The 25,150-nt window shown below is 67.9% G+C and carries 19 protein-coding genes; 4 read left to right on the forward strand and 15 right to left on the reverse strand.

Annotated features, from left to right (window positions below):
• Positions 1 to 18 precede the first annotated feature (18 nt).
• The 4 genes from clpB to PHZ_RS20235 all read right to left on the reverse strand — a co-directional run bounded on the left by clpB (position 19) and on the right by PHZ_RS20235 (position 6,202).
• The gene (gene clpB / locus PHZ_RS20220) at positions 19 to 2,625 is read right to left on the reverse strand and encodes an ATP-dependent chaperone ClpB (RefSeq protein WP_012520363.1); all 2,607 of its coding nucleotides are present in this window, start codon (positions 2,623 to 2,625) and stop codon (positions 19 to 21) included.
• 76 nt (positions 2,626 to 2,701) lie between these two features.
• On the reverse strand, positions 2,702 to 3,253 hold the full coding sequence (locus tag PHZ_RS20225) for a nucleotide exchange factor GrpE (RefSeq protein ID WP_012520364.1): 552 nt from the start codon (positions 3,251 to 3,253) through the stop codon (positions 2,702 to 2,704).
• 32 nt (positions 3,254 to 3,285) lie between these two features.
• The gene (gene dnaK, locus PHZ_RS20230; protein WP_041374491.1) at positions 3,286 to 5,148 is read right to left on the reverse strand and encodes a molecular chaperone DnaK; all 1,863 of its coding nucleotides are present in this window, start codon (positions 5,146 to 5,148) and stop codon (positions 3,286 to 3,288) included.
• 109 nt (positions 5,149 to 5,257) lie between these two features.
• On the reverse strand, positions 5,258 to 6,202 hold the full coding sequence (locus PHZ_RS20235) for a YfdX family protein (protein WP_049758495.1): 945 nt from the start codon (positions 6,200 to 6,202) through the stop codon (positions 5,258 to 5,260).
• A gap of 311 nt (positions 6,203 to 6,513) precedes the next feature.
• Here PHZ_RS20235 and PHZ_RS20240 point away from each other — a divergent pair, with 311 nt between their 5' ends.
• The 3 genes from PHZ_RS20240 to pdhA are packed head-to-tail and all read left to right on the forward strand — an operon-like array spanning position 6,514 to position 8,779.
• Entirely contained in the window at positions 6,514 to 7,353 is an 840-nt protein-coding gene (locus PHZ_RS20240; protein ID WP_012520367.1) for a universal stress protein, read from the forward strand.
• Positions 7,354 to 7,365: 12 nt separating this feature from the next.
• Complete coding sequence (locus PHZ_RS20245; protein WP_012520368.1) at positions 7,366 to 7,740, forward strand: YdbL family protein; 375 nt, start codon at positions 7,366 to 7,368, stop codon at positions 7,738 to 7,740.
• A gap of 31 nt (positions 7,741 to 7,771) precedes the next feature.
• A complete protein-coding gene (pdhA, locus tag PHZ_RS20250) occupies positions 7,772 to 8,779 on the forward strand; it encodes a pyruvate dehydrogenase (acetyl-transferring) E1 component subunit alpha (RefSeq protein ID WP_041374492.1) in 1,008 nt (335 codons plus the stop codon).
• 89 nt (positions 8,780 to 8,868) lie between these two features.
• On the opposite strand, the gene PHZ_RS23305 is transcribed toward pdhA, so the two are convergent.
• A complete protein-coding gene (locus PHZ_RS23305) occupies positions 8,869 to 9,357 on the reverse strand; it encodes a helix-turn-helix domain-containing protein (RefSeq protein WP_187149139.1) in 489 nt (162 codons plus the stop codon).
• A 288-nt stretch (positions 9,358 to 9,645) separates the two neighbouring features.
• Between PHZ_RS23305 and PHZ_RS20265 the strand changes: the two genes are divergently transcribed.
• Positions 9,646 to 10,811 (forward strand): IS3 family transposase gene (locus PHZ_RS20265; protein WP_407946656.1). Its coding sequence is split into 2 segments (ribosomal slippage): positions 9,646 to 9,904 and positions 9,904 to 10,811, totalling 1,167 coding nucleotides; the frame shifts between segments, so codons are not numbered across the junction.
• Here PHZ_RS20265 and PHZ_RS22285 read toward each other — a convergent pair.
• The 10 genes from PHZ_RS22285 to PHZ_RS20305 form a co-directional block, all read right to left on the reverse strand.
• Positions 10,806 to 11,285 (reverse strand): phospholipase D-like domain-containing protein, encoded by a 480-nt coding sequence (locus tag PHZ_RS22285; RefSeq protein ID WP_187149140.1) that lies wholly within the window; start codon positions 11,283 to 11,285, stop codon positions 10,806 to 10,808. The two genes, PHZ_RS20265 and PHZ_RS22285, sit on opposite strands and share 6 nt — an antisense overlap.
• A gap of 166 nt (positions 11,286 to 11,451) precedes the next feature.
• Positions 11,452 to 11,796: a hypothetical protein gene (locus PHZ_RS20270; protein WP_012520371.1), complete on the reverse strand. Its 345-nt coding sequence runs from the start codon at positions 11,794 to 11,796 to the stop codon at positions 11,452 to 11,454.
• 139 nt (positions 11,797 to 11,935) lie between these two features.
• The gene (gene folE / locus PHZ_RS20275; protein ID WP_041374578.1) at positions 11,936 to 12,511 is read right to left on the reverse strand and encodes a GTP cyclohydrolase I FolE; all 576 of its coding nucleotides are present in this window, start codon (positions 12,509 to 12,511) and stop codon (positions 11,936 to 11,938) included.
• Between the two features lie 475 nt (positions 12,512 to 12,986).
• Complete coding sequence (locus tag PHZ_RS20280) at positions 12,987 to 15,665, reverse strand: HAD-IC family P-type ATPase (RefSeq protein ID WP_012520373.1); 2,679 nt, start codon at positions 15,663 to 15,665, stop codon at positions 12,987 to 12,989.
• A 191-nt stretch (positions 15,666 to 15,856) separates the two neighbouring features.
• Positions 15,857 to 16,912, reverse strand: coding sequence for a type II glyceraldehyde-3-phosphate dehydrogenase (locus PHZ_RS20285; protein ID WP_012520374.1), 1,056 nt, complete (start codon positions 16,910 to 16,912; stop codon positions 15,857 to 15,859).
• A gap of 109 nt (positions 16,913 to 17,021) precedes the next feature.
• Positions 17,022 to 17,240: a hypothetical protein gene (locus tag PHZ_RS22290; RefSeq protein WP_012520375.1), complete on the reverse strand. Its 219-nt coding sequence runs from the start codon at positions 17,238 to 17,240 to the stop codon at positions 17,022 to 17,024.
• Between the two features lie 307 nt (positions 17,241 to 17,547).
• Positions 17,548 to 18,552 (reverse strand): dihydroorotate dehydrogenase-like protein, encoded by a 1,005-nt coding sequence (locus PHZ_RS20290; RefSeq protein ID WP_012520376.1) that lies wholly within the window; start codon positions 18,550 to 18,552, stop codon positions 17,548 to 17,550.
• Positions 18,553 to 18,577: 25 nt separating this feature from the next.
• On the reverse strand, positions 18,578 to 22,189 hold the full coding sequence (nifJ, locus tag PHZ_RS20295; protein ID WP_012520377.1) for a pyruvate:ferredoxin (flavodoxin) oxidoreductase: 3,612 nt from the start codon (positions 22,187 to 22,189) through the stop codon (positions 18,578 to 18,580).
• A gap of 7 nt (positions 22,190 to 22,196) precedes the next feature.
• Positions 22,197 to 23,837 (reverse strand): NAD(P)-binding protein, encoded by a 1,641-nt coding sequence (locus PHZ_RS20300; RefSeq protein ID WP_012520378.1) that lies wholly within the window; start codon positions 23,835 to 23,837, stop codon positions 22,197 to 22,199.
• A gap of 25 nt (positions 23,838 to 23,862) precedes the next feature.
• Positions 23,863 to 24,900 carry a zinc-dependent alcohol dehydrogenase family protein gene (locus PHZ_RS20305; RefSeq protein WP_012520379.1) on the reverse strand — a complete coding sequence of 346 codons (1,038 nt, stop codon included), beginning with the start codon at positions 24,898 to 24,900 and terminating at the stop codon, positions 23,863 to 23,865.
• Positions 24,901 to 25,150 lie beyond the last annotated feature (250 nt).

A 25,150-nucleotide genomic window follows, 5' to 3' on the forward strand; every position in this document is an offset into this window, starting at 1 on the left:
AGGCGCGCGCGATGGCCCCTAAGCCGCTTGCTGCGCCGGCTCAGGCTGCAATGCGACGAGCTGCAGAGCGCCATCGCCCTCGGTGACGCGTACGGTCGCACCATCCCGCACCTCGCCCTGCAGGATCATGTCGGCGAGCGGATCTTGCAGATAGCGCTGCACGGCGCGCTTGAGCGGCCGGGCGCCATAGACCGGATCGTAGCCGACCCGACCCAGGAAGCCGCGCGCTCCGTCGGTGAGCTCGAGCGTGATCTTGCGATCGGCCAGGAGGTGCTGCAGGCGCTCGACCTGGATGTCCACGATCGGACCCATGTGCTCGGCCCCGAGACGATGGAACAGGATGATCTCGTCCAGGCGGTTGAGGAACTCCGGGCGGAAATGGCTCCGCACCACCTCCATCACCTGCGGCTCGACGCTCTCGACGTCCTGTCCTTCCGCCAGGTTGGACAGGAAATGGCTGCCGAGGTTCGAGGTGAGAATGATCAGGGTGTTGGAGAAATCCACCGTGTGGCCCTGACCGTCGGTGAGCCGGCCGTCATCGAGAACCTGCAGGAGGACGTTGAAGACGTCGTTGTGCGCCTTCTCCACCTCGTCGAAGAGCACGACCTGGTAGGGACGCCGACGAACCGCCTCGGTCAGCACGCCGCCTTCCTCGTACCCGACATAGCCGGGCGGCGCTCCGATCAGCCGGGCGACGGCGTGCTTCTCCATGAACTCCGACATGTCGATGCGGACCATCGCGGTGTCGTCGTCGAACAGGAAGCCCGCCAGCGCCTTGGTGAGCTCGGTCTTGCCGACGCCCGTCGGTCCCAGGAACAGGAACGAGCCGAGCGGGCGGTGCGGATCCTTCAGGCCGGCGCGGGCGCGGCGCACCGCCTTGCTGACCGCCGAGATCGCATGCGACTGACCGATGACCCGCTTGCCGAGCGCCTCCTCCATGTGGATGAGCTTCTCGCGCTCGCCCTCCAACATCTTGTCCACAGGGATGCCGGTCCAGCGCGACACCACGCCGGCGATGTCCTGGGCGGTCACCTCTTCACGCAACATGGCGCCCTGGCTGGCGGCCTGGGCCTCGGCGAGTTGCCGCTCCAACTGCGGGATGACGCCGTAGCTGAGCTCGCCGGCGCGGGTGAGGTCGCTGCGCCGCTGCGCCTGCTCCAGTTCGAGGCGCGCCTGGTCCAGCTGCTCCTTGAGCTTGGCCTCGGCCTGGATCTTCTCCTTCTCCGCCTGCCAGCGCTGGGTGAGCGACGCGGACTCCTGCTCGAGGTCCGCCAGCTCCTTTTCGAGCTTGGCCAGCCGGTCCTTCGACGCCGCGTCCGTCTCCTTCTTCAGCGCCTCGCGCTCGATCTTCAGCTGGATGATCCGGCGGTCGAGCGCCTCGATCTCTTCGGGCTTGGACTCCACCTCCATCCGCAGGCGCGAGGCCGCTTCGTCCATCAGGTCGATGGCCTTGTCCGGCAGGAAGCGGTCGGAGATGTAGCGGTGGCTGAGGGTCGCCGCCGCCACGATCGCCGCATCGGTGATGCGAACCCCGTGGTGCAGCTCGTACTTCTCCTTCAGCCCCCGCAGGATCGAGATGGTGTCCTCGACCGTGGGCTCGTCCACATAGACCGGCTGGAAGCGGCGCTGCAGGGCCGCATCCTTCTCGACGTGCTTGCGGTACTCGTCGAGGGTGGTGGCGCCGATGCAGTGCAGCTCACCCCTCGCGAGGGCCGGCTTCAGGAGGTTGCCGGCGTCCATGGCGCCCTCGGATTTCCCGGCGCCGATCAGGGTGTGCATCTCGTCGATGAAGAGGATGATGCCGCCTTCGGCGCCCTTCACCTCGTCCAGCACCCCCTTCAGCCGCTCCTCGAACTCGCCGCGATACTTCGCGCCGGCGATCAGGGCGCCCATGTCCAGCGCCATCAGCTTGCGGTCGCGAAGGGTGTCCGGGACATCGCCGTTGGCGATGCGGATCGCCAGGCCTTCTACGATCGCGGTCTTGCCCACGCCCGGATCGCCGATCAGCACCGGGTTGTTCTTGGTCCGGCGCGCCAGGATCTGCACCGTGCGGCGGATCTCCTCGTCGCGTCCGATCACCGGGTCCAGCTTACCAGCGCGCGCCGCCTCGGTGAGGTCGCGGGCGTACTTCTTCAGCGCTTCATAGCGATCCTCCGCGGTCGCCGTGTCGGCCACGCGGCCGCCACGCAGGGCGTCGATGGCCTTCGACAGCGCCTCGGGCTTCACGCCGGCCGCCGAAAGGACCCGCCCAGCCGTCGAACTCGTCGCGATCGCCATCGCCAGCAGCAGTCGCTCGACCGTGACGAAGCTGTCGCCCGCCTTCTGCGCCACCTGCTCTGCCTGGTCGAGGAGCCGGATGGCGTCGTTGTCGAGTCCTGGGGGTTGCGAGGCGCCGGCGCCCGTCACGGCCGGAAGCTTCCCCAAAGCCGTGTCGATCTCGCGTCCCGCCAGTTCGGGAGTTCCGCCTGCCGAGCGGATCAGGCCAGCGGCCATGCCCTCCGGGTCCTCGAGCAGGGCCTTGAGGATATGCTCCGGCGCGATGCGCTGATGGTTGTGGCGGACAGCCACGCTCTGGGCCGCCTGCAGCATGCCCTTGGCGCGGTCGGTGAATTTCTCGAGGTTCATGAGACTCTCTCCTGCCGCTTCTTGCCCCTCAATTAGGGCGCTCGCCGCGACGCGCCAGTTCGTCGGGAACCGCAGATCACGACGGTCCTGGCGCATCGCGAGGCGCCGCAGAAACGACGACCCGGGCGGGTCGGATCAGGCGCTCCGGCAACCGATAGCCCGCCTGCAGCACCTCAAGGACATGGCCCGGCGGCGCGGTGGCGTCAGCCCGCGTCGCCACCGCCTCGTGCGCCGCCGCGTCGAACGGCTGACCGAGCGGATCGAGCCGCTCCACGCCGATCTTCTCCAGGGCGTCGAGCAGTTCGCGGCGCGCCGCCCGAACACCGTCGCGAACGGCTCTGGCGAACGCCTGGCCGCCTTCGTTGTCCGGAGGCTCGACCCGGACTGCCAGGTCGAGGCCGTCGAGCCCCGGGATCAATCGACCCGTCAGCTCGGCCACGCCAGCCTTCCAGCCTTCGTTGCGGGCCCTCTCCGCGCGTCGCCGAGCGTTCTCGGCGTCGGCGAGCGCCCGCAGGAGACGCTCGCGAAGGCTTGAGACCGCCTCCGGCTCATCGGGTGCTGGCGCGCCGGCGGCGGGCACGTCGCCGTCGTCGAGAGTAGGTGGTTCGCTGTCCATCGTGCTGTTCATCCACGCGATACGCGGGCGTAGGTCCTTGATCCCTAGGACCGAGTGCCGTCCGCCTCCTCGAACTCCGCATCGACGACGTCGTCATCGGACCCCGAAAGCCCAGCGCCCGACGAGGGGTGCGCCTGGGTGAGCTTCTCCGTGGCCGCGCGCAGCGCCTCGCTTCGCGAGAGGATCGCATCGGCGTCCTCGCCCTGCGCCGCTGTTCGCGCAGCGGCGATCGCCTCCTCGACCGCCTGGCGCTCGGGGCCGCTCGGCGCCTCGGCGACGGCCTTCTCGGCGGCGAAAACCAGGGCGTCGGCCTGGTTGCGCGCTTCCGCCGTCATGCGCCGACGCCGGTCCTCTTCGGCATGGTCTTCGGCGTCGCGGACCGCGCGTTGAATATCCGCCTCCGAAAGGCCGCCGGACGACTGGATGGTGATCTTCTGTTCCTTGCCGGTCGCCTTGTCCTTGGCGGACACGTTGACGATGCCGTTGGCGTCGATGTCGAAAGTGACCTCGATCTGCGGGACGCCGCGGGGTGCGGGCGCGATGTTCTCCAGGTTGAACTGCCCGAGCAGACGGTTGTCGGCTGCCATTTCCCGCTCCCCCTGGAAGACGCGGATGGTCACCGCCGGCTGATTGTCCTCGGCGGTCGAGAACACCTGGCTTCGGCGGGTGGGAATGGTGGTGTTGCGCTCGATGAGCTTGGTCATCACCCCGCCCAGGGTTTCGATGCCAAGAGAAAGGGGTGTGACGTCGAGCAGGAGGACGTCCTTGACGTCGCCCTTGAGGACGCCGGCCTGGATCGCAGCGCCGAGCGCCACGACCTCGTCGGGATTGACGCCCTTGTGCGGTTCCTTGCCGAACAGCTGCTTCACCGCCTCCACGACCTTGGGCATGCGGGTCATGCCGCCCACCAGGATGACTTCGTCAATCTGATTGGCGTCGACGCCGGCGTCCTTAAGCGCGGCCCGGCAGGGCTCCAGGGTCTTCTGGATTAGGTCGTCGACCAGGGACTCCAGCTTGGAGCGTGTGAGCTTGATGTTCAGGTGTTTCGGCCCGGCCTGATCGGCGGTGATGAAGGGCAGGTTCACGTCGGTCTGCACCGCCGAACTCAGCTCGATCTTGGCCTTCTCGGCGGCTTCCTTCAGCCGCTGGAGGGCGAGCTTGTCGCTGCGAAGGTCGATCCCCTGGTCTCTCTTGAACTCGTCCGCCAAGTGCTCGATGACGCGCTTGTCGAAATCTTCGCCGCCCAGGAAGGTGTCGCCGTTCGTGGCCTTCACCTCGAAGACGCCCTCGCCCAGCTCGAGGATCGAGATGTCGAACGTGCCGCCGCCTAGATCGTACACGGCGATCCGTCCGGCCTTGCCCTTGTCGAGGCCGTAGGCGAGGGCGGCCGCGGTCGGCTCATTGATGATGCGCAGAACTTCGAGGCCGGCGATCCGGCCCGCGTCCTTGGTGGCCTGGCGTTGGGAGTCATTGAAATAGGCGGGGACGGTGATCACCGCCTCGGTCACCGGCGCGCCCAGGTGCTTCTCCGCGGTCTCCTTCATCTTGCGCAGGATGTGGGCGGAGACCTCGCTCGGGCTGTAGCGCTTGCCGCCCACCTCGACCCAGGCGTCGCCGTTCGGGCCCGGGACGATCGTATAGGCCACCATGGCCTTATCCTTCTGGACGATGGGATCGTCGTAGCGTCGCCCGATCAGCCGCTTGATGGCGAAGAGCGTGTTCTCCGGATTGGTCACCGCCTGGCGTTTCGCCGCCGCCCCGACGAGGACCTCCTCGTCGCGGAACGCCACCATCGAAGGCGTGGTGCGCGCGCCCTCGGTGTTCTCGATGACCTTGGGATCCTTGCCGTCCATGACGGCGACGCACGAGTTCGTCGTGCCGAGATCGATGCCGATGGCCCGCGCCATGATCAGCCTCTCCACTGTTCAACTCGGGCAAGGCTGAACCCATGACGCGGGCCCAAATTGACCGGGATCAAGAAACCCCGACGCTAGGCAAGCGGCTCGCGCCGCGGCCTTAGGAGCCGGCCTCTTTGCGCTCGCCACTCAGCCTGTTCAGGGCTTCGGAGATGCGTGCCTGCATCCGCTCGAGCGCCGCTTCGAAGTTCGAGCCCTGCTGGACGCCGCCTTCGAGGCTGCGGATTTCGGCGAGCAGCGCCTTACGGGTCTCCTTGTCGCCGTAGCCCAGGTCTTCGGTGCGCTCGAGCGCCTCACGGGCGGCGGTGAGGTGCTGCGCCTTGCGCTGCGGATCCTTGTCGGATCGCGCAGCCTCCACCGCGCCTTGAGCGACCACGAGGGGAAGCGGCGTGACCTCATCGACCATGACTAAGGTGGACCGGGCGCGGTTAAGCACCTCGGCCGCTTCGGCGTTCTTCTGCTGATCGAGCAGGGCCGCCGTCTGGGCGAGCGCGTCGGGGTAGGTCCCGAGCGGGATGTGGTAGGTCCTGACGCGGATTTCGCTTCGCAGCGAGTCGAGGATCAGGCGCGCCTTGGCGAGATCGTCAGCGATCACCGCCAGTTGCAAGCTGCGCCGCATGCGGCCGATCCGACCCTCGTCATCAGGCGCAGAGTCGATCACATGGACCTCGGCCGCAGCCGGGATCAGGGCGTTGGCCGGGTTGCGCCCCACGAGGATCTTGGCCTTGCCCGCCGCGGCCTCCAGGGCCGAGAGCGCGCCGGCCCGGTCGCCGGCGGCGATTCTTGCAATGGCCCGGTCGGTCTCGGCCAGAACGGCGATGGCTTCCGCATCCAGTGTGCCTTGGGCGGCTGTCTCCGCCTCGGCGCGGTGGCGTTCATAAGGGCCCCCGGGCCTGGGGGTCTGGCTGGCCCCTGGCGCGCTGCCCGCTGCGGGGACGGAGGCGGAGGCTGGTGTGTCGTGGCGCCAGGGCCGCCAGACCAGCAGCGCGACGATGACGACTGCGGCGATGACGGCGAGCGCGGTCCAGAGGCGGCGTGAACGCATGTCTTTCTCCCTGAAGGGCGAGCCCCGCACTGGAGCTCGCAGGTTCGCGAACTGCGCCGAACCTCCGCTCTTCAGCGAGGCCGAGCTTGATCGGGATCAAGTTGCCTTCACCCCCCGCCGAGTTCGCAGACCAGCCCAACGGCTGGCTGCAGGATGCCGACGGTCATCGAGTTTCACGGGTGGGTAGGGGATTGAACGGCGGCGAGGCCGCCCTTTCTTGACCAAGGTCAAGATGGGTCGCGCCCAGCGCTCCTCCTTTGGCGTCGAAGCCGGCGCAGGCGAGACCGACGCAAATCGGGAGCACGAGATCTATGAGCGTGAAGCAGATTCTGGTTCAGGCGGGCGTGGATCAGGGCGCAAAGCGCCGCGTCCAGATCGCCGCCGACCTGGCGGCTCGGTTCGAGGCCGAGATCTCTGGCGTCTTCCTCTCGCCGGCCGCACCCTCCATGTACCTCGGCGCGGGGATCGAGGGCACGCCGCCGGCGGCCGTACTTCAGGATCTCACCGACGCCCACAGCCGCACCGTCCTGGCGAACGCGAGGGCCGCGAAGGTCACCCTCGAGGGCGCCGCCAGGGGAAAAGCGGTCGGCTGGCGCGAGATCGACGGGGCCTCCCCGAACGAGCTCATCGAAGCCGCTCGGACCGCGGACCTCCTGATCATGCCCGGACCGCCGGAGAACACCCGAGAAGGAGTTTTTGCGCCGGCCGACACGGTGGCGCTCGCCGCCGGCGGGCCGGTGATCGCCGTGCCGGACACCAGCTCGGCGACCAGCGTCGGTCGCAACATCCTGGTGGCTTGGAACGGCAGCCGAGAGTCTGCCCGCGCATTGCGGGACGCTCTACCGTTGCTGACGCGCGCCGACCAGGTGGCGGGCGTGATCGTCGATCATCCTGCCGCCGCTCGCGACGGGGAACAATCGCTAGAAGCCTTTCTTCGGCGGCACGGTTGCCGCTCGGTCAGTGTCCAGCGCCTACCGGAAGGCGGACGTCCCGCCAGCGAGGTCATTCTGCAGCACGCCGCTCACGTGGTTCACGCCGACCTGATCGTCATGGGCCTCTACGGTCACTCGCGTTTCCGGGAGTTCATCCTGGGCGGGGTCAGTCGGGAGATGCTGGACGACTCTCCCATCCCCCTATTGTTCTCGCACTAGGGAGGCTGAGGGATGCCAGACTCAGTTCGTCCCAGCAGAAGAAGCGTCGCGGCGTTGCTCGTGGTGGCGGCGGCCTTCGCGCCGGCTCTTGCCAAGGCGCAGACGGCGTCGGCCAAGGCGCTGGTTGACGCCGCCAAGGCCGAGGGGAAGGTGGGTGAACAGTCCGACGGCTTCCTGGGCTTTGTGACGCCAACCTCGGACCCGGCGCTCGAGGCGGCTGTCGCGGAGATCAACGCCGGAAGACGACGGGTCTACGAAGACACCGCCAAACGCAACGGGGTGACGCCCGAAGTCGCTGGCGTCGCCGCCTTTAAGGTCCTGCGCGACACGAAGCTAAAGGCCGGCGACTACTTCAAGGACGTGGACGGTGTCTGGCGCCGCAAGTAGGTCCGCGCCGCGCCGCCACCAGCGGTCTTCGATGCTCAGCGCCTCCGGGAGCGGGCGCTCGCTCGCCGAAGATGGCCTTCGTACCCTGCTCCACGACGTCGAGCAGATGAGCCTGATCCGGCGCTTCGAGGAACGGGCCGGCCAGCTCTACGGGATGGGCCTGATCGGCGGCTTCTGCCACCTCTACATCGGCCAGGAGGCCGTCGCAGTCGGCGTCGTCGGCGTCCGCGCCGAAGGCGATCAGGTCATCACCAGCTATCGCGACCACGGCTACGCCTTGGCCTGCGGCATGGATCCGGCCGCGATGATGGCCGAGCTCACCGGCCGCATCGGGGGCGCTTCCCGCGGCAAGGGCGGGTCGATGCACATCTTCGCGCCTGAAAAGGGCTTCTATGGCGGGCATGGCATCGTGGGCGCGCAGGTCAGCCTCGGCTCCGGGCTCGCCTTCGCCAACCGCTACCGCAACCAAGACAAAGTTGCCTTCGTCGTGTTCGGTGAAGGTGCCGCCAACCAGGGTCAGGTCTACGAGAGCTTCAACATGGCCGCGCTCTGGAAGCTGCCGGCCGTCTACATCATCGAAAACAACCGGTACGCCATGGGCACCGCGGCCGAACGCTCCGCCTCCGAAACGCGGTTCTATCGCCGCGGCTTGTCGTTCGGCATCCCGGGAGAAGAGGTGGACGGCATGGACGTGGAGGCCGTGCGGGAGGCCACGAGCCGTGCGGCCGCCCACGCTCGCGCCGGGAAAGGCCCGTATCTGCTGGAAATGAAGACCTACCGATATCGCGGCCACTCGATGAGCGACCCCGCCAAGTACCGGTCGCGAGAGGAGGTCGACGAGGTCCGGCGCGCTAAGGACCCCATCGAGCGGGCCCGGCAGCGAATCTTGGACCTCGACCCCGCACAGGCCCATTCCCTTGCGCAGATCGACGCGCGCGTGAAGGCCGAGGTCGAGCGGGCGGTCGAATTCGCCCAAACCGCGCCGGAGCCCCCGGCGCGCGAGTTGCTCTCCGACGTCTACGTCACCGCGGTCAGCTGAACCGCCGATCGGGGAGCGTCCGTCAGGCGCAACAGCATGCACGGGTCATTAGAGGGCGTGGCTGATCCTGACCGAGCCTGCTTTGGACTTCACGCTCGCAGTCCCCGATCGGATCGCGCGCGGCCCACGCGCGCCTCCGAAACCATTCCTCCCATGCAAACTCCGCCGCCGGGGCTGTCGTCGCCTCCTGCCTGCAGCTCCGAGAACCGCGCGCGGTAAGCGCTTGGAGGAAGACCGAACGCGCCGCAGAAGGCGGTGGTCATGTGAGCGTGGCTAGAAAAGCCGCAACGCACGGCGAGACGCGCCAGGTCGCCTTCGCCGCCCTCCAGCTCCCTGCGCACCCTCTCGAGACGCCGCGCCCGGACATAGGCCATGGGCGACTGCCCCATTGTGGCGCTGAACGCAGCGGCAAACCGCGCTCGGCTCATGCCGGCGACGGCGGCGAGCTGATCGACAGACAGCGGCTCGCCGAGCCGCGCCTCGATCGCCTGAAGGACGCGCTCGCGCCTCGGTTTGGATAGAAAGGCGCCTCTGCGACGCGGCTTCCGTTCGGCCGCGGCCTTGGCGGCGACCACCATGGCTCGGGCCAAGTGCTCGAAGTAGGGCAGGGGAGGCCGCGGTTCCCCAAGGAGCGCCCGCCGCGCCTCCCCGGCAAGCGCCTGGACAGAGGGATCCAATCGCCAGGTCGCGTCCGCCTCTGCGCTCGCGGCAGCCTCGTCAACACACATGACCAGCAGCAGCTCACTGGCGCGGAGGCAGGGATCCGATACCTTTTGGCCGCGCTGCAGCAATAAGAAGCCGCCCTGACCTGCCCCCTTCCTGATCCCTCGGTTTGAGTGAGAGTCCGTCACCCTGAGGAGACGGACGTGAAGAAGAGCAGGTTCAACGAGGCGCAGATCATCGGCGTGCTGCGGGAGCAGGAGGCCGGGAGCCCGACGGCGGAGGTTTGCCGGCGGCATGGGATCAGCGAGCAGACCTTCTACCGGTGGAAGGCGAAGTACAGCGGCATGAACGTGTCGGATGCCCAGAAGCTGAAGACGCTGGAGGACGAGAATCGGCGACTGAAGAAGCTCTTGGCGGAGTCCATGCTCGACGTGTCGGCGCTGAAGGACCTGCTGGGAAAAAACTGATCGGGCCTGCAGCGCGCCGGGAGGCCGTGCTTCGCCTGATGGCGGAGCGCGGCTTCTCGCAGAGGCGCGCCTGCGGGCTGGTCCAGGTCGATCCGAAGACAGTGCGCCGCGTGGCCCAGCCAGGCGATGCGGAGGTACGCGCCCGGCTGCGGGGCCTGGCGGCGGAGCGACGCCGCTTCGGCTACCGGCGGCTCGGCATCCTGCTCGAGCGTGAAGGCGTCAGCATGAACAAGAAGAAGCTCTTCCGGCTGTACCGCGAGGAGGGCTTGGCGGTGCGAAGGCGGCGCGGCCGCAAGCGCGCCACCGGCACGCGGGCGCCCATGGCGCTGCCGGACGGGCCGAACCAGCGCTGGAGCCTGGACTTCGTGGCCGACACGCTGAGCTGGGGCCGGCGCTTCCGGATCCTGTGCATCGTCGACGACTTCACCCGCGAGGCGCTGGCGCTGGTGGTCGACACCTCGATCGGCGGCCATCGCATGGCCCGCGAGCTGGACGCCCTGATCGCCCGGCGCGGCCGGCCGGCGACCATCGTTAGCGACAACGGGACCGAGATGACCAGCCGGGCCATGCTGGAATGGACCAACCGCACCGGCGTCGACTGGCATTACATCGCGCCCGGCAAGCCGCAGCAGAACGGCTTCGTCGAGAGCTTCAACGGCAAGCTGCGCGACGAGTGCCTGAACGAGGAGGTCTTCGCCAACCTCGCCGAGGCCCGGGCTGTCATCGAGCGCTGGCGGCTCGACTACAACCACGTCAGGCCGCACTCGGCGCACGGCGGACTGACCCCGGAAGCCGTGCGTCTGAACCCCGCGGCCGGCCGGCTGCGCAACTTGATCAGCTCCACCGCCCGGCCGCTACCGCCGGCGCTGGAGATCAGCTACCAACCCCCTGGGCTCTCATAATGATCGAGGGACCGGCGGGGGGCAGGTCAGATCGTCGATCACCAGCACTTTCTGATGATGGCAGGCGCCGAACGGGACTTGGTCATCCAGGCAGAACCTTATCCCCGTCCCGGCAAACCATTTTCGAGCCGCGTGGGGGAAGAACTGCTGCGTGGCGGCGATCGGCAGGGCCGATTTCCAGATCAGAAGACGGATGTCCAGGTCGGGTCGCGCCGCCGACAATCTGAGCAGCACTTGACCCACTTGGTCGGGTTCTGCCGGGCCGACCTGCCCGTCAGGCGCCAACCTTGTGCGGGGGTCGAAGGTCCACCCGAGGAGCAGGATCGAGTGCCGAGCCTTCGGCAGGGCTTCGAGAACGGCCGTGAAATAGGCGTCCGAAGCGACGAGAAATGCAGCGCGGTTCGTTTGAGCTGTTCGCCAGCAGGTATCGCCGGGGTTGAAGACGCTCACCGGCTGCACGCTTCCGTCGACCACGACGCCGACCCCTTGATCGCTTGGGCCATCCTCACACCTTACTTGCGAAGGGCGGCTTGCCCCACCCGTCGCCGGCTCCGCTGGCAGATATGGCGACCGCTATGGCCAAACCGCGCGAGCCGCGAGAGGGCTGGAGCGCCCGCGGCGCCCACACCCCCGCGCGCGCTCAGCGAAAGTGTTCTGCGCGATCGACAAGGTCATTCATGTGGACGGCCGCGCGAATCGTCATGGGGTGAGGCGTGAACCCGCATCTCGGAGATATGAATGCAGCCATTTCGCGAATGAGGTCGAGCTGCGCCTCAGAGCTTGTTGCGATCATGGCGATCACTACGTTCTCCAGAGCGATCATCCGCACCCGCAGCTGCCGGATTTCGGAATCGGTCTGGGCGGCGACATCCGGTTGCGTCTCGTCGGCCTCCCGGGTGGCCGGCGGGGGGGCCGTGCCGGCGCCGCCTTCATCTTCCCATCGCGACAGCGCGAACTTTGCACGTTCGGATCGTTCGTCTGACATTGGCACTGATCCTCGAAAGAGGGCGTCCGCCCGCCGCATTGGTGAACCCGAACGCCATGGTCGAGTTGCGAAGGAGGCGCTAGGCGTTCACGTGATCTAAGGGCTACACGGCGGACGTCGCGAAAGGGTCGCACGGCTATCACGAGCCGCTATGGATCAGTGCAAGGAACTCTTCCCGTGTCCTTGGATCATCCCGCACCGCTCCCAAGAGGTGGCTTGTGATCAGCCGGGAGCCGGGCGTGTTCACCCCGCGCATTGTCATGCAACTGTGCTCGGAAATGATAACGACGCCCACCCCTTTGGGCTGGAGGACTTCCTGGATCGTTTCGGCGATCTGCGCCGTAAGCTTCTCCTGAATCTGAAGCCGCCGCGCGAAGCCATGAACCACGCGTGCGAGTTTCGAGATTCCGACCACTCGATGGGACGGCAGGTAACCGATGTGCGCCTTACCGGTGAAGGGCAGCATGTGGTGCTCGCAAAAACTGGCGATGGGAATGTCCCGCAACACGACAAGTTCGTCGTACCCGCCAATTTCTTCGAATACACGCTCCAGGTAACTTCGCGGGTCGGTGTCGTAACCGCCCAAGATCTCCCGATAGGAGCGCGCCACGCGCGCCGGCGTTTCGATCAGTCCCTCGCGGTCCGGGTCATCGCCGGCCCATCGCAGGAGCACCCGCACGGCTTGCTCGGCCTCTGCCTGCGTCGGCCGAAGCACATTCTTGGCCGTGGGCGGCAGGTCCTGCCCGACGCTGGTGTCGTCGTCGGGCTTCAATCGCCGCGGGTCGTGAAGGTTTCGGGGCTCGAACTGGTCCTCTACGACCGATGACCTGTCCGGCTTGGAATGTGCAGGATCAGGAAGGAAAAAATCTCCGCTCATCTCGAGAAAACTCCAGCTCAGGAATCCATGTTCAAGTGCGAACACCGCGAGAGGCGACCGTCTCGGAGGCGGTCCGGGCCAAGGCCGCTGGGCGTGGACGTCTTGCGGCTGCAGCCCCTCATGATCTCGTCTCCGAGCGCCGCTGTTGCTTACAGGTCCGTCGGCGACCGTCGACGCCCCGCCCAGCGGGGATCTCGGGACGCAGGCCCCGCGCGTCGAAAATGGCTCAAGGTCCGCCCTAAGGACGCACCGCCTCTCGCGGGCTTACAACGCCAGTCCCGTCTGACTGGCAGCTTGCTCAGCGGACTTCCGGTCAGGGTTGTGTCGGCGACGGCTCGATCAGCGTCTTGCGCCGACGCCGCCAGCGGTAGGTGGCCTTGTCCGCCTCCATGATCAGCAACAACGCCACGCCGGAACCAACGATCGCCGCCCCATCGGGCAGCGACACGGGGCGTGACTCGAACAGCACCTGGAATGGGGGCGCGTAGGTGAACAGCAGTTGCAGCACGACGACGACGCCGACGCAGACGATCACGGCAGGCGTTCCGAGCACGCCCCGCCAGGTCAGCGACCAGCCGCGCAGAAAGCGCGTGCTGAACAGATAAAAGATCTCCCCGACCACCAGCACGTTGACGGCGATGGTTCGCGCCTCCTCGAGGCCTGCGCCGCGGGCGCGCGCCCAGAGGAAGAAGGCGAAGACGGCTGCGCCGAACAGCAGCGAGACAAGGCTGATCCGCCAGACCAAAAAGCGCGAGAGCAGCGGTGCGGCGACAGGCCGGGGAGGTCGACGCATGACGCCGGGCTCGGCAGGCTCGAAAGCCAGGGCGACCGAGAGCGTGACGGCGGTCACCATATTGACCCAGAGGACCTGAAGCGGCGTGATCGGCATGGTAACGCCCGCGAGAATGGTGGCGATGACCACGATCGCTTCGCCGCCGTTGGTCGGCAGCTCGAACAGGATGACCTTGCGCAGGTTGTCATAGACGGTGCGCCCCGCGGCCACTGCGCGGGCGATGGTGGCGAAGTTGTCGTCCGCCAAGACGATGGCCGCGGCCTCCTTTGCGGCGTCCGTGCCGCGCTGCCCCATCGCCACCCCGACATCGGCGCGTTTCAGAGCCGGGGCGTCGTTGACCCCGTCGCCGGTCATGGCGACGATGGCCCCGCCCGACTGCAGAGCCTCGACCAGGCGGAGCTTATGGTCGGGGCTCACGCGGGCGAACACGTCGACGCGGTGTGCGACGGCCGAGAAGGCCGCTGCGTCGAGTTCGTCCAGCTCCGCTCCGGTCACCGCCTCGTTTGGATTCTCGAGCCCGAGCCGGTGGGCGATGGCCTTGGCCGTCGCGGCGTGGTCGCCCGTGATCATCTTCACCCGGATGCCCGCCGCGCGGCAGTCGGAGACAGCGTTCACCGCCTCCTCCTTAGGCGGATCTTCCAGGCCGATGAGGCCGACCAGCACGGCGCCGCTTTGGAGGTGCGGGAAGTCGATATCCGTGGCGTTTTCCGCCATCAGCTTTCTCGCGACGGCGATGACTCGTTGCCCCTGGCTCGCCAGGTGGTGGACCACCTCGTGGCAGCGGGCGATCTGCAGAGGCTCTTCGCCAGACAGGCCGTCCTGTGTGGAACACATCGCCAGCACGCTCTCGGGCGCGCCCTTGATGAAGGCCATGGCGGCGTCGCCTGAGCGATTGAGGCTCGCCAGGAACCGGTGGGCCGCATCGAACGGGATCGCGTCCAGTCGAGGATGGGCCTTCCGCTCGGCGCGCGGGTCAAGGCCGGCGTCTCGCGCAAAGCGCAGCAACGCCGTCTCCATGGGATCGCCCACGAGCAGGCCGTCCTCTCGCTCTTCAGCGTCGCTCGCCAGGATCGCGGCGCGGGCGAGGTCAGCTTCTGAAGCGTTGAGGGGGACGGGCGAAACGACCGTCATCTGGTTGAGGGTGAGGGTGCCGGTCTTGTCCGTGCAGATGATCGACACGGACCCGAGGGTCTCGATCGCCGGGAGCCGCCGGACGATCGCATTGCGCCGCGCCATGACCTGAACGCCGACCGCCAGGGTGATGGTCATGACGGCTGGCAGCCCCTCCGGAATGCCCGCGACCACAAGGCTGACCGCCGCCAGGAAGGCGTCCGCGAAGGCATAGCCGCGCCAGAGCACGGCGGCCGCAAGGGTTGCGGCGCCGAACACCAGCACCGCGATGACGAGGCGGCGCGAGAAGGCGTCCATCCGCCGGATCAGCGGCGAGGTGACCGTGCGCACCGAGCTCACCAGGCCGCTGATCCGTCCGAGCTCGGTCGATGCGCCGGTGGCGACGGTTACGCCGCGCCCGGTTCCTACGGTCACGAGCGTGCCGCTGTAGGCCATACAGGAGCGGTCTCCCAGCGCGGCCAGGGCGGGCGAGGCCGCCACGTCCTTCACAACCGGGACCGACTCTCCGGTGAGCGCGGACTCGTCGATCTGCAGGGCGCGTGACTCGAACAGACGCAGATCGGCGGGAATGCGATCGCCCGCCTCCAGGAGCACCACGTCTCCGGGGACCAGATCATGCGCGGGCAGGCGAACGCGTTGTCCGGCGCGCAGCGCAGTGGCCATCGGCGACAACATGGCCCCGATGGCCTCGAGAGCCCTTTCGGCCCGGCCCTCCTGAACGAGGCCGATCACAGCGTTGATCAGCACGACGCCGAGGATCACCCCCGCGTCGAGCCTGTGGCCGAGGGCCAAGGTGAGGGCGGTGGCGCCGAGCAACAGGAAGATCAGCACATGGTTGAACTGTGCGAGAAACCGCCGCAGCGGCCCGCGACGCGGCGCTGCGGGCAGGGCGTTGGGGCCGAACCGCGCCAGCCGCGCGTTCGCCTCCGCGGCGCTGAGCCCGCTGGTTCCGGTGTCCAGGACCAGGAAGACGCGGCCGATATCTGAACTGTGCCACTCGTCCCACCTCTCGGGCGATGCCGGGAGGGGCCGGCGTTGGACCGCGGGCGCGGGGGAAGGGAGGGTCATGGATGGCGTCCTGAACGCTCTCGTCGAGGCCTCGATAGCGCAGCCGAGGTTCCCTGGAATGCGGCCGCGCGGCTGGAGTGCAGTCTGATCACAGCCCAGCCCACGAAAAGGCCTCCCTCGGCCGCCGTCTGCCGTGGATCACGGCCCGTTCGGGCGGGGTCGCCGCGCAGGCGCAATCCGATTCGGCCCCCCTAGTTGGGAGAGGCCAAGCTTTGAAGTGCGCCGATCCCCAGGCTGGCGTTGGTCATCGCGATCGAGGCGGCGGGGTCGACGATCCGGCCGCTCAGGGCACGGATGGCGTCGATCGTCTCGGGGATCACGATGGCCTGGTTGTCGACCATATAGGCGTAGAAGAGCTCATCGCCCTGCACGCGGAGCATGTCGGTCCAGAGCGCCACTTCATAAAGGTTGTCGTGTGGCCTCCCGAGGTCCGCCATCAACTCCTTGACGCTGTTCAGCGCCGTAAGACCGTCGGCCATTTGGATGGCCGCGATCCGCGACGACGCGCCAAAGGCGGCGAGGACCTCGGCCTTGTCGGCGGGGCGCGTCATCTGCACAGACCAATAATGCAGGTGCGCGATGGTCTCCGGAACCTTGACCGCCATGGTCACCACATCGAGATCGGGATCGACGCTTTGCGCGTCGGGACCTTGATGGCTCGGAATGTCGGGTTCGGGCGCCAGCGTATTCATGATGCCGCCGCGGTCGCTCTCCCAGGGATCTGTGGCTCGGCGCAGCAAGGTTCCCCGCGCTCGGTTCAGCAGCCCGGCGCGTTTGAGCGCGGTGAGCGTGCGAACGATCGATGTGGTGTTGCAGGAGACCACGCGCGTCGCCGTCCGCCCCAGCGCGCCTGCATAACTCGCTTCGGCGACGAAGGAATGCCCGGTGACGTCGTGCTTTTCGCCGCCCTGGACGATGAACGGTTTGGCTTTGCGCCGGTAGAGCTCGGCGTTGGCCGCCCCGACCCGCTTCGGCGTGCAATCGACGATGACGTCGACGGCGTCGACCAGGTCTTCCAGGTCCCCGGCTATGAGCAGTCCCGCCTGTCTCATGGCTCCGTCGGCCTCGCGACTGGCGCTGAACAGGGCATACCCCTTCTGCGCAGCCGTCCTCAGCCGCCAGTCGGCGCTGACATCCGCCACGCCGGTCAGCGTCATGTCCGCCTGGTCGGTCACGGCGGCGGCCACGCGCTTGCCGATCACCCCATAGCCCGCCACTCCCACCCGGATCCTGTCTGTCTCACCCATGGTTCGCGCTTTCCTGTTGGTCATCTGTCTCAGAGAAGGGGGCTGACCCATGGCTCCGGCCGGGTCCGCTGCAGCAAAGGCCGCGGGACCAGATGCCGGGCCCACACCTTCAGCATCCGCGCCGCCGCCGGCGGCGCTGGTCGCGCGGGACGGATTCGCCGGCGCGCGGCGCGGCTGACGGGGCGTCGCCGCCGTCGTGCTCAGCTTTCTGCGCCGGGCGCAGCGAGCGCCGGCTGCCGCCACAACCATGGCCGTGACTGAAGAGAGAAAGGGCGACGAATGGGGCGATCAGCAGGACCCAAATCCAGTTGTTCGACAGCCAACCCATGGCGATCTCCTTCGTGGGCCTCGCCGGAAGCGGTCCGTGCGGTCGCGGCGAGGACGCGCGGCCGTCCTAGGGACGCGGCCCGGAGGCAGGGATTACACCCACGAGCCTTGGTGCAAGCGCGACAAGCAGCACTTCGCGCCCCGCCCCTCGGCTAGGGCGAAGCCCGTCTGCCGCGGGCTCGAGGCTTGTGATGAGAGCGGGGGGACCCCCTAGCGCGAAGGCCTCCTGAAGCTGAGTGCTAGCCGGACCGCCGGCGGCCCGCCCGATCACCAAGATCGTCGCTGCGGCCTGATCGAGCCACTGCGTACTATGAGGCCTGCGCGACGCGGTAACTCTGCAGCATGCGGATGTAATATTCGCGGGGGTGAGGGGCGGCGACGCCGAGGGACTGCTGGCTCATCCGCCCTCGCACCTCGTCGACGCGATCGACGCCGCGCGCGGCGAGCAAGGCGCCCAGTCCGTTCACCAGAACGCCCATGTGACGCACGCCATGCCGCAGCAAGGCGGAAGTCGTCATCACGGCGTCGGCGCCGGCGAGGAGATATTTGAACACGTCCTCGGCGGAGTCGACGCCCGTACTCGCTGCCAGGGAGATCGGCGTTCGGCCCCGTAGGATGGAGATCCACAGCAGCGGAAGACGCATCTCGGCGGGCGTGCTGAGTTCGACTCCCAGCGAGTGGCGCAGGGTCACGACGTCGATGTCCGGCTGATAGAAGCGATTGAACAGGACCAGTCCGTCGGCGCCGGCCCCACCCAACGCCTGCGCCATCGAGCCGAGGGCGCTGAAATAGGGGCCGATCTTCACCGCGACGGGGATGTCGACAGCGGCCTTGGCGGACCTCACCGCGTGGAGGTGATGTTGCTCGACCTCTGGCGCGGTCAGCGACAGATCGGCGGAGATGAAATGGATGTTGAGCTCGAGTGCATCCGCCCCGGCGCTCTCCAGTTCGCGCGCATAGCCGGCCCACCCTTCGGCGGTCACGCAGCTCAGGCTGGCGATCACCGGAATCTGGAGGGCCGCCTTGGCCCGGCGTATGATGTCCAGATATCGTTCCGCGCCGAAGCCGCAGCCCGCGTAGGCGGGGAAGTAGGTCTGGGCTTCTGCGAACCCGCTCGCAGCGGGCGAGGCGAGTTGCTCCAATCGCCTGCGCTCGGCGAGCACCTGTTCCTCGAAGATCGACGGCAGCACCACGGCTCCCGCGCCGTAGTCCTCGAGCGCTCGCAAGGTCCCAAGCTCGCTGTTGAGCGGCGAGGCCGAGGCGATCACGGGATTGCGCAGCTGCAGGCCCATGTAGCGCGTGGTCAGGTCCATCGCAGGCTCCATTCTGGAAGGCGCGTCACGCCGAAGGTCCGTCACCGCGCGAATGCCCGCAGTCAGGGTGGAAGCACTCTCCGCCCCGACTCGCCAGCTCCTCGTACTGACGGTACTTCTCGGTGACGACCTGCTGCGCCCTGGCGAGCAGCTCTTCGGCCGCGGCCGGATCGGCGCTGGCGAGGGCGCGGTATCGCAGTTCGTTATAAGCGTAGGCCTTGAACGGGATCGTTGGCCGGGGCGAGTCCAGGCGAAACGGCCGTTCGCCCGCGGTCCGCATGGCCGGGTTGAACCGGAACAGGGGCCAGTAGCCGCTCGCCGCCGCAAGATCCTGTTGCTGCATGCCATAGCGCAGGTCGAAACCGTGGGCGATGCAATGGCTGTAGGCGAGGATCAGCGAGGGGCCTGGATAGGCTTCAGCTTCCCGGAAGGCGAGCAGCGTCTGTTGCGGGTTCGCCCCCATCGCCACCTGCGCAACATAGACGTCCCCGTAGGCGATGGCCTGCAGCGCGAGGTCCTTGCGCGCCACGCGCTTGCCGGCGGCGGCGAACTTGGCCACCGCGCCCAGCGGGGTCGCCTTTGAGGCTTGTCCGCCGGTGTTGGAATAGACCTCGGTGTCGAGCACCAGCAGATTGACGTCGCGGCCGCTCGCCAGCACGTGATCGAGGCCGCCGTAGCCGATGTCATAGGCCCAGCCGTCGCCGCCGACGATCCAGATGCTGCGGCGGACCAAGTGGTCGATCACCGACAAGAGGTCGCGCGACGCCTCGTCGTGCAGAGCGGCCAGTCGCGACTTCAACATCTCGACGCGCGCGCGCTGCGCGCGCAGTTCGGATTCGAGTTCCTGAGGGGCGGCCAGGATCGCGCTCGCCAGATCCTCGCCGACACGAGGCGCCAGCTGACGCAGCAACGCCCTTGCGATCTCCCGATGCTTGTCGGCGGCCAGGCGGAAGCCGAGGCCGAACTCGGCGTTGTCCTCGAACAGGGAGTTCGACCAGGCCGGTCCGCGGCCGGCGGCGTCCTTGGTCCACGGCGTCACCGGCAAATTGCCGCCATAGATCGAAGAACAACCGGTGGCGTTGGCGATCTGCAGCCGGTCTCCGAACAGCTGGGACAGCAGCTTGAGGTACGGGGTCTCCCCGCAGCCGCCGCAGGCGCCGGAGAACTCGAACAGCGGCTCGAGAAACTGGACGCCGCGCACATTGGCGAAATCGACCCCGGCGCGGTCATTGACCGGCAGGGTCTCGAAAAAGGCGATGCCGGCGCGGCCGGGCTCGAGGATCGGCGCCTTGTCGGTGAGGTTGATCGCCTTCTTGTCGGGCTCGAGGGGGCTGTGGGCGGGGCAGACCTCGACGCAGACGCCGCAGCCGGTGCAGTCCTCCAGATAGACCTCGAGCGAGAACCGCACGTTCGGATTGCCGCGGGTGTTGACCGGAGCCGACTTGAACCCGGCCGGCGCCTTCGCGAGCGCGCCTTCGTCATAGTACTTGGCTCGGATCACGCTGTGCGGGCAGGCGAAGCCGCACTGGCCGCATTGGATGCACAGGTCGGGGTCCCAGGACGCCACGACATCGGAGATGTTGCGCTTCTCGAAGGCGGCTGTGCCCGAGGGGAAGGTCCCATCCACGGGCATCTGGCCGACCCGGATGTCGTCGCCGCGCCCGCGCATGATCTGGGCGGTGATGTCGTGGACGAAGACGGGGGCGCCGGCCGGTACGATCGGCGGGCGGTCGAAGGCGCTGGTGACCGCGGTTGGCAGAGCCACCTCAAAGAGATTGGCGAGCGCCTGATCGACGGCCTCGAAGTTCTGCCGCACCACCGCCTCGCCTTGAACGCTGTAGCTGTCTTCGATCGATCGCTTGATCCGCCGGATCGCTTCCTCGCGCGGCAGCACGCCGGAGATCGCGAAGAAGCAGGTCTGCAAGACCGTGTTGATGCGGCCCCCAAGACCGACGGCGCGCGCGACCTTGGACGCGTCGATCACGAAGACGCGCAGCCTCTTCTCCAGGATCTGCGCCTGCAGAGCCCGCGGCAGGTGATCCCAGACGACGTTCGGTCCATGCGGCGTGTTGAGCAGGAAGACGCCGCCATCGGCCGCCAATCGCAGGACGTCGATCCGCTCCAGGAAATGCGCCTGGTGGCAGGCGATGACGTTGGCCGACTCGATCAGGTAGGGCGCGCGGATCGGCCGGTCGCCGAAGCGCAGGTGCGAGATCGTCTGCGCCCCGGACTTATGGGAATCGTAGACGAAGTAGCCTTGCGCAAACCTGTCCGGATCCTCGGCGAGGATCTTGACGCTGTTCTTGTTGGCCCCGACCGTGCCATCGGAGCCCAGCCCGAAGAAGAGCGCCCGGACGACATCGTCCCGCTCCAGCGAAAACGACGGATCAACCGTCAGGCTCGTCAGCGACACGTCATCCTCAATGCCGACGGTGAAGCTGGCCTTGGGCTCGGCGTTGCTGAGCTCGTCGAAGACGGCTTTGGCCTGGGCCGGGTTGAAGTTCTTCGATCCCAGGCCGTAGCGCCCCCCGATCACCCGCGGCATGATCTTGCGCTGCCCGCGGCCGACCGCCTGGGCCAGCGCGGTCACGACATCCAGATAGAGCGGCTCGCCGAGCGCCCCGGGCTCCTTGGTCTGCTCCAGCACCGCAATCATGCGGCAGGTCTGCGGCAGGGCGGCCAGGAACTGCTCGGCGGCGAACGGACGGTAGAGACGCACCTGCAGGACGCCGACCCGCTCACCGGCCTGCCGCAGGGCCCCGGCGGTTTCACGGGCGGTCTCGGCGCCCGAACCCATCAGCACGATCACGCGTTCGGCGTCCGCCCGCCCCTCGTATTCGAAGAGCCTGTAGGCGCGCCCGGTGAGTGCGGCGAAACGGTCCATCGTGGCCTGCACGATCGCCGGCGCGGCGGCGTAGTAGGGATTCACCGTCTCACGCGCCTGGAAGAAGGTGTCCGGATTGTGGGCTGTGCCGCGAACGAACGGGTGCTCGGGATTGAGCGCCCGGGCGCGATGCGCGCGCACGAGGTCCTGGTCGATCATCGCCCGGATCTGCGCGTCCGACAGCAGCTCGATCTTGTTGATCTCGTGCGAGGTGCGAAAGCCGTCGAAGAAGTGCACAAACGGCACCCGGGCCTGAAGCGTCGCGGCTTGCGCGATCAGCGCCGCGTCGTGGGCTTCCTGGACGGAGGCAGAGGAAAGCAGCGCAAATCCGGTCGTGCGCGTGGCCATCACGTCGGAGTGGTCGCCGAAGATGGACAACGCCTGGGTGGCGAGCGCCCGCGCCGCCACATGGAAGACCGTCGAGGTCAGCTCCCCGGCGATCTTGAACATGTTGGGCAGCATCAGCATCAGCCCCTGGGACGCGGTGAACGTCGTCGTCAGGGCGCCCGATTGCAGCGCGCCATGGACCGTCCCCGCAGCGCCGCCTTCGCTCTGCATTTCCTGCACGACGGGGATATGGCCCCAGATGTTGCATAGCCCCTGCGCCGCCCATTCGTCCGCCAGTTCGGCCATGGTCGACGACGGCGTGATCGGATAGATCGCGCAGACCTCGTTGACGCGATAGGCGACATGCGCAACGGCGGTATTGCCGTCCATCGTGTCCGTCTGAGGCGGCTCGACCGCGGTCCGCATGGGGCGCTCACCCTCTTCCGGGTTCCTGGATCATTTCGATCGCGTGACAGGGACAGGTTTCGAAGCAGACCGCGCAGCCGGTGCACCGATCGTACAGGTAGCGGTAACGCCGGCCGGGCCCGAGCTTCTCGATCGCCTGCTCGGGACAGGCCGCGTAGCACTGATCGCACTCGAAGCAGTTGCCGCAGGACAGGCAGCGTCTGGCCTCAAACCGGGCGGCGGCCTCGCTCAGCCCGGCCTGGATTTCCGCGAAACCGGTCGTGCGATCAGCCGGCGCAATCACCGGCTGTACGCTCGGCTCGGCGTCGCTGTAGACCGGCAGGTGCAGCATATCGAAGGAGACGACCGGCGACCTTTGCGCCGCGGGGACATCGTCGGCGCGCAACCAGGCGTCGATCCGCCGCGCGGCGGCCTTCCCGTGGCCGACCGCCGTCGTGACGGTCCGGGCGCCCGGCGCCATGTCGCCGCCGGCGAAAATCCCGGGATGACCGGTCATCATCTTCTGATCGAGGACGACCGCGCCGTCTGACTGGAACGCGACGCCCGGAATCTTCTCCAGCAAGACCCGCTCCACCTGTTGCCCCAGCGCGAGCACGACCGCGTCGGCGGCGAGGGTTTCGAAGCGTCCTGTCGGCTGCGGCCGGCCGTCGAGGTCGAGCTCCATGCGCTCGACCGTGAGTTCGGTTCCTTCGAGCGCGTCGAGGCGCGTCAGCCACTTGATCTTCACGCCTTCCTCGACGGCCTCTTGCGCCTCGAAGGCGTGGGCTTCCATGTGCGCACGATCGGAGACGAAGACGATGAGGGCTTCCTCCGCGCCGAGGCGCTTGGCGCTGCGCGCCGCGTCCATGGCGGTGTTGCCGGCCCCGTACACGACGACGCGGCGGCCGAGCTTCGGCGCCTCGCCGCTGGCGACGCCGCGCAGCAGACTGACCGCCGTCACGAGCCGGGCGGCGTCGCTGGCCGGAAGGTCGATGCGCTTGCCGATCTGGGCGCCGATGGCGAGGAAGACGGCGTCGAAACCGCCGCTGGCCTTCTCCGCAAGCACGTCCTCGACTTTGTGGTTGAGGACGATCCTGACGCCCATCGCCTCGATCGTCTGGACCTCCTTCAGCAGATCGGCGCGCGGCAGCCGATAGGCCGGGATGCCGAACTGCATCATGCCGCCGGGCTGCGGAGCCGCCTCGCGGATCTCCACGTCATGTCCGAGCCGCGCCAGGTGATAGGCGGCCGACAGGCCGCTCGGGCCTGCGCCGACGACGAGCACCCGCTTGCCGGAGGGCGGCTGCCGAATCGGCAGGGTCCACCCTTGCGCCGCCGCCACGTCTCCGAGGAAGCGCTCGACCGCGTGGATCGACACCGAACTGTCGAGCTGGGCTCGGTTACAGGCGCTTTCACAGGGGTGATAGCAGACGCGGCCATGCACCGCGGGCAGGGGATTGTCTTCGACCAGGGCCAGCCAGGCTTCGCGATAGCGACCGGCTTGCGCATGCGCGAGCCAGGCCTGGATGTTCTCGCCCGCCGGACAGGCGTCGTTGCAGGGCGGGAGAAGATCGGCATAGAGCGGACGCCGCGCGCGCGTCGGCCCGGCGCCGGGGGCGCCAAGCAGATCGACAAGCCGCGTGAAATCCGGGTGCTGTCCCGCGGTCACTTGCGCAACTCCGTCAGTCGTCCTGCTAGGCCGCGATGATTACCTTCAGCGCCTGGGTGTCCGCGGCGCGGGCGAAGGTGTCGTAGGCGGCGAGAATCTCATCGAGCCTGAAGCGATGCGTGATGAGCTGGCTCGGGTCGAGCTTCCTGGATTGCACCGTCTTCAACAGCATGGGCGTCGACACCGTATCCACCAGTCGCGTGGTGATGGCGATGTTCTGCGACCACAGCCGATCCAGGTGCAGATCGACCTTTCGGCCATGCACGCCGATATTGGCGATCACCCCGCCCGGGCCGACCAGGTCCTGGCAAAGCTCGAAGGTCGCCGGGACGCCGACCGCTTCGATCGCGGTGTCGACGCCGCGGCCGCCGGTCAGCGCCTTCACCGTCTCGGCCGCGCGGCCGTCCCCGCTGTTGATGGTCTGGGTCGCGCCGAACTGCCGGGCGATCCCCAGCCGGTTGTCGTCGAGGTCGATCATGATGATCTCGGCGGGCGAATAGAACTGGGCGGTGAGCAGGGCGGCCAAGCCGATCGGTCCGGCGCCCACGATGGCCACCGTCCCGCCCGGCGCGACCTTGCCGTTGAGCACTCCGCATTCGAAGCCGGTGGGCAGGATGTCGCTCAGCATGACCAGCGCCTCCTCATCGGCGCCGGCCGGGACCGGATAGAGGCTGGTGTCGGCATGGGGCGTGCGGACGTATTCGGCCTGGGTGCCGTCGATCTCGTTGCCGAGGATCCAGCCGCCCGTGGTGCAATGCGAATACATGCCGCGCCGGCAGTAATCGCATTTGCCGCAGGCCGAGATGCAGGAGATCAGGACATGGTCCCCCGGGCGGAAGGCGGTGACCGCGGCGCCGACGGAGTCGACGATCCCCACGCCCTCGTGGCCGAGGATTCGCCCCGGCGCGCAGGTCGCGACATCGCCCTTGAGGATGTGCAGATCTGTCCCGCAGATCGTCGTCTTGACAATCCGCACGATCGCGTCCCCCGGCGCCTGAAGCTCGGGCTTGGGTCGATCTTCCAGCGACTTTTGCCCGGGCCCGCCGTACACCAAGGCTTTCATCGGACTCTCCTGCCGTTCAGCTGGCTTGACGCACGCGCGTCGCGAACCTTTCAGCTTTGCCGCGAGAAATCGCGCGAAAACCATGTCGCCTGCGCCCCCGCCGAGCGGGATCGTCCCGCCAACGCTCGGCCGGCGGCGCCGCACGGCAAGGACATGAGGCGCCTCGGGCGGGGCAGGGTCCCTGCCGGCCGTCTCGACGCGACGAGCGGATGGGAACGCGCGTGCCTGCAGGGAGCGAGGCATCGGTCCG

The sequence above is a fragment of the Phenylobacterium zucineum HLK1 genome (genome assembly GCF_000017265.1).
Classification (GTDB): Bacteria; Pseudomonadota; Alphaproteobacteria; order Caulobacterales; family Caulobacteraceae; genus Phenylobacterium; species Phenylobacterium zucineum.

What these genes read in the sequence shown, in the direction of transcription:
- PHZ_RS22290 (WP_012520375.1), bottom strand. Translation starts at nt 17,240, where the DNA reads ATGGGTTGGCTGTCGAACAACTGGATTTGGGTCCTGCTGATCGCCCCA.
- PHZ_RS20235 (WP_049758495.1), bottom strand. Translation starts at nt 6,202, where the DNA reads ATGCGTTCACGCCGCCTCTGGACCGCGCTCGCCGTCATCGCCGCAGTC.
- PHZ_RS20245 (WP_012520368.1), top strand. Translation starts at nt 7,366, where the DNA reads ATGCCAGACTCAGTTCGTCCCAGCAGAAGAAGCGTCGCGGCGTTGCTC.
- pdhA (WP_041374492.1), top strand. Translation starts at nt 7,772, where the DNA reads ATGCTCAGCGCCTCCGGGAGCGGGCGCTCGCTCGCCGAAGATGGCCTT.
- PHZ_RS20285 (WP_012520374.1), bottom strand. Translation starts at nt 16,912, where the DNA reads ATGGGTGAGACAGACAGGATCCGGGTGGGAGTGGCGGGCTATGGGGTG.
- PHZ_RS20270 (WP_012520371.1), bottom strand. Translation starts at nt 11,796, where the DNA reads ATGTCAGACGAACGATCCGAACGTGCAAAGTTCGCGCTGTCGCGATGG.
- nifJ (WP_012520377.1), bottom strand. Translation starts at nt 22,189, where the DNA reads ATGCGGACCGCGGTCGAGCCGCCTCAGACGGACACGATGGACGGCAAT.
- dnaK (WP_041374491.1), bottom strand. Translation starts at nt 5,148, where the DNA reads ATGGCGCGGGCCATCGGCATCGATCTCGGCACGACGAACTCGTGCGTC.
- PHZ_RS20305 (WP_012520379.1), bottom strand. Translation starts at nt 24,900, where the DNA reads ATGAAAGCCTTGGTGTACGGCGGGCCCGGGCAAAAGTCGCTGGAAGAT.
- PHZ_RS20240 (WP_012520367.1), top strand. Translation starts at nt 6,514, where the DNA reads ATGAGCGTGAAGCAGATTCTGGTTCAGGCGGGCGTGGATCAGGGCGCA.
- clpB (WP_012520363.1), bottom strand. Translation starts at nt 2,625, where the DNA reads ATGAACCTCGAGAAATTCACCGACCGCGCCAAGGGCATGCTGCAGGCG.
- PHZ_RS20290 (WP_012520376.1), bottom strand. Translation starts at nt 18,552, where the DNA reads ATGGACCTGACCACGCGCTACATGGGCCTGCAGCTGCGCAATCCCGTG.
- PHZ_RS23305 (WP_187149139.1), bottom strand. Translation starts at nt 9,357, where the DNA reads ATGGTGGTCGCCGCCAAGGCCGCGGCCGAACGGAAGCCGCGTCGCAGA.
- PHZ_RS20225 (WP_012520364.1), bottom strand. Translation starts at nt 3,253, where the DNA reads ATGAACAGCACGATGGACAGCGAACCACCTACTCTCGACGACGGCGAC.
- PHZ_RS20280 (WP_012520373.1), bottom strand. Translation starts at nt 15,665, where the DNA reads ATGACCCTCCCTTCCCCCGCGCCCGCGGTCCAACGCCGGCCCCTCCCG.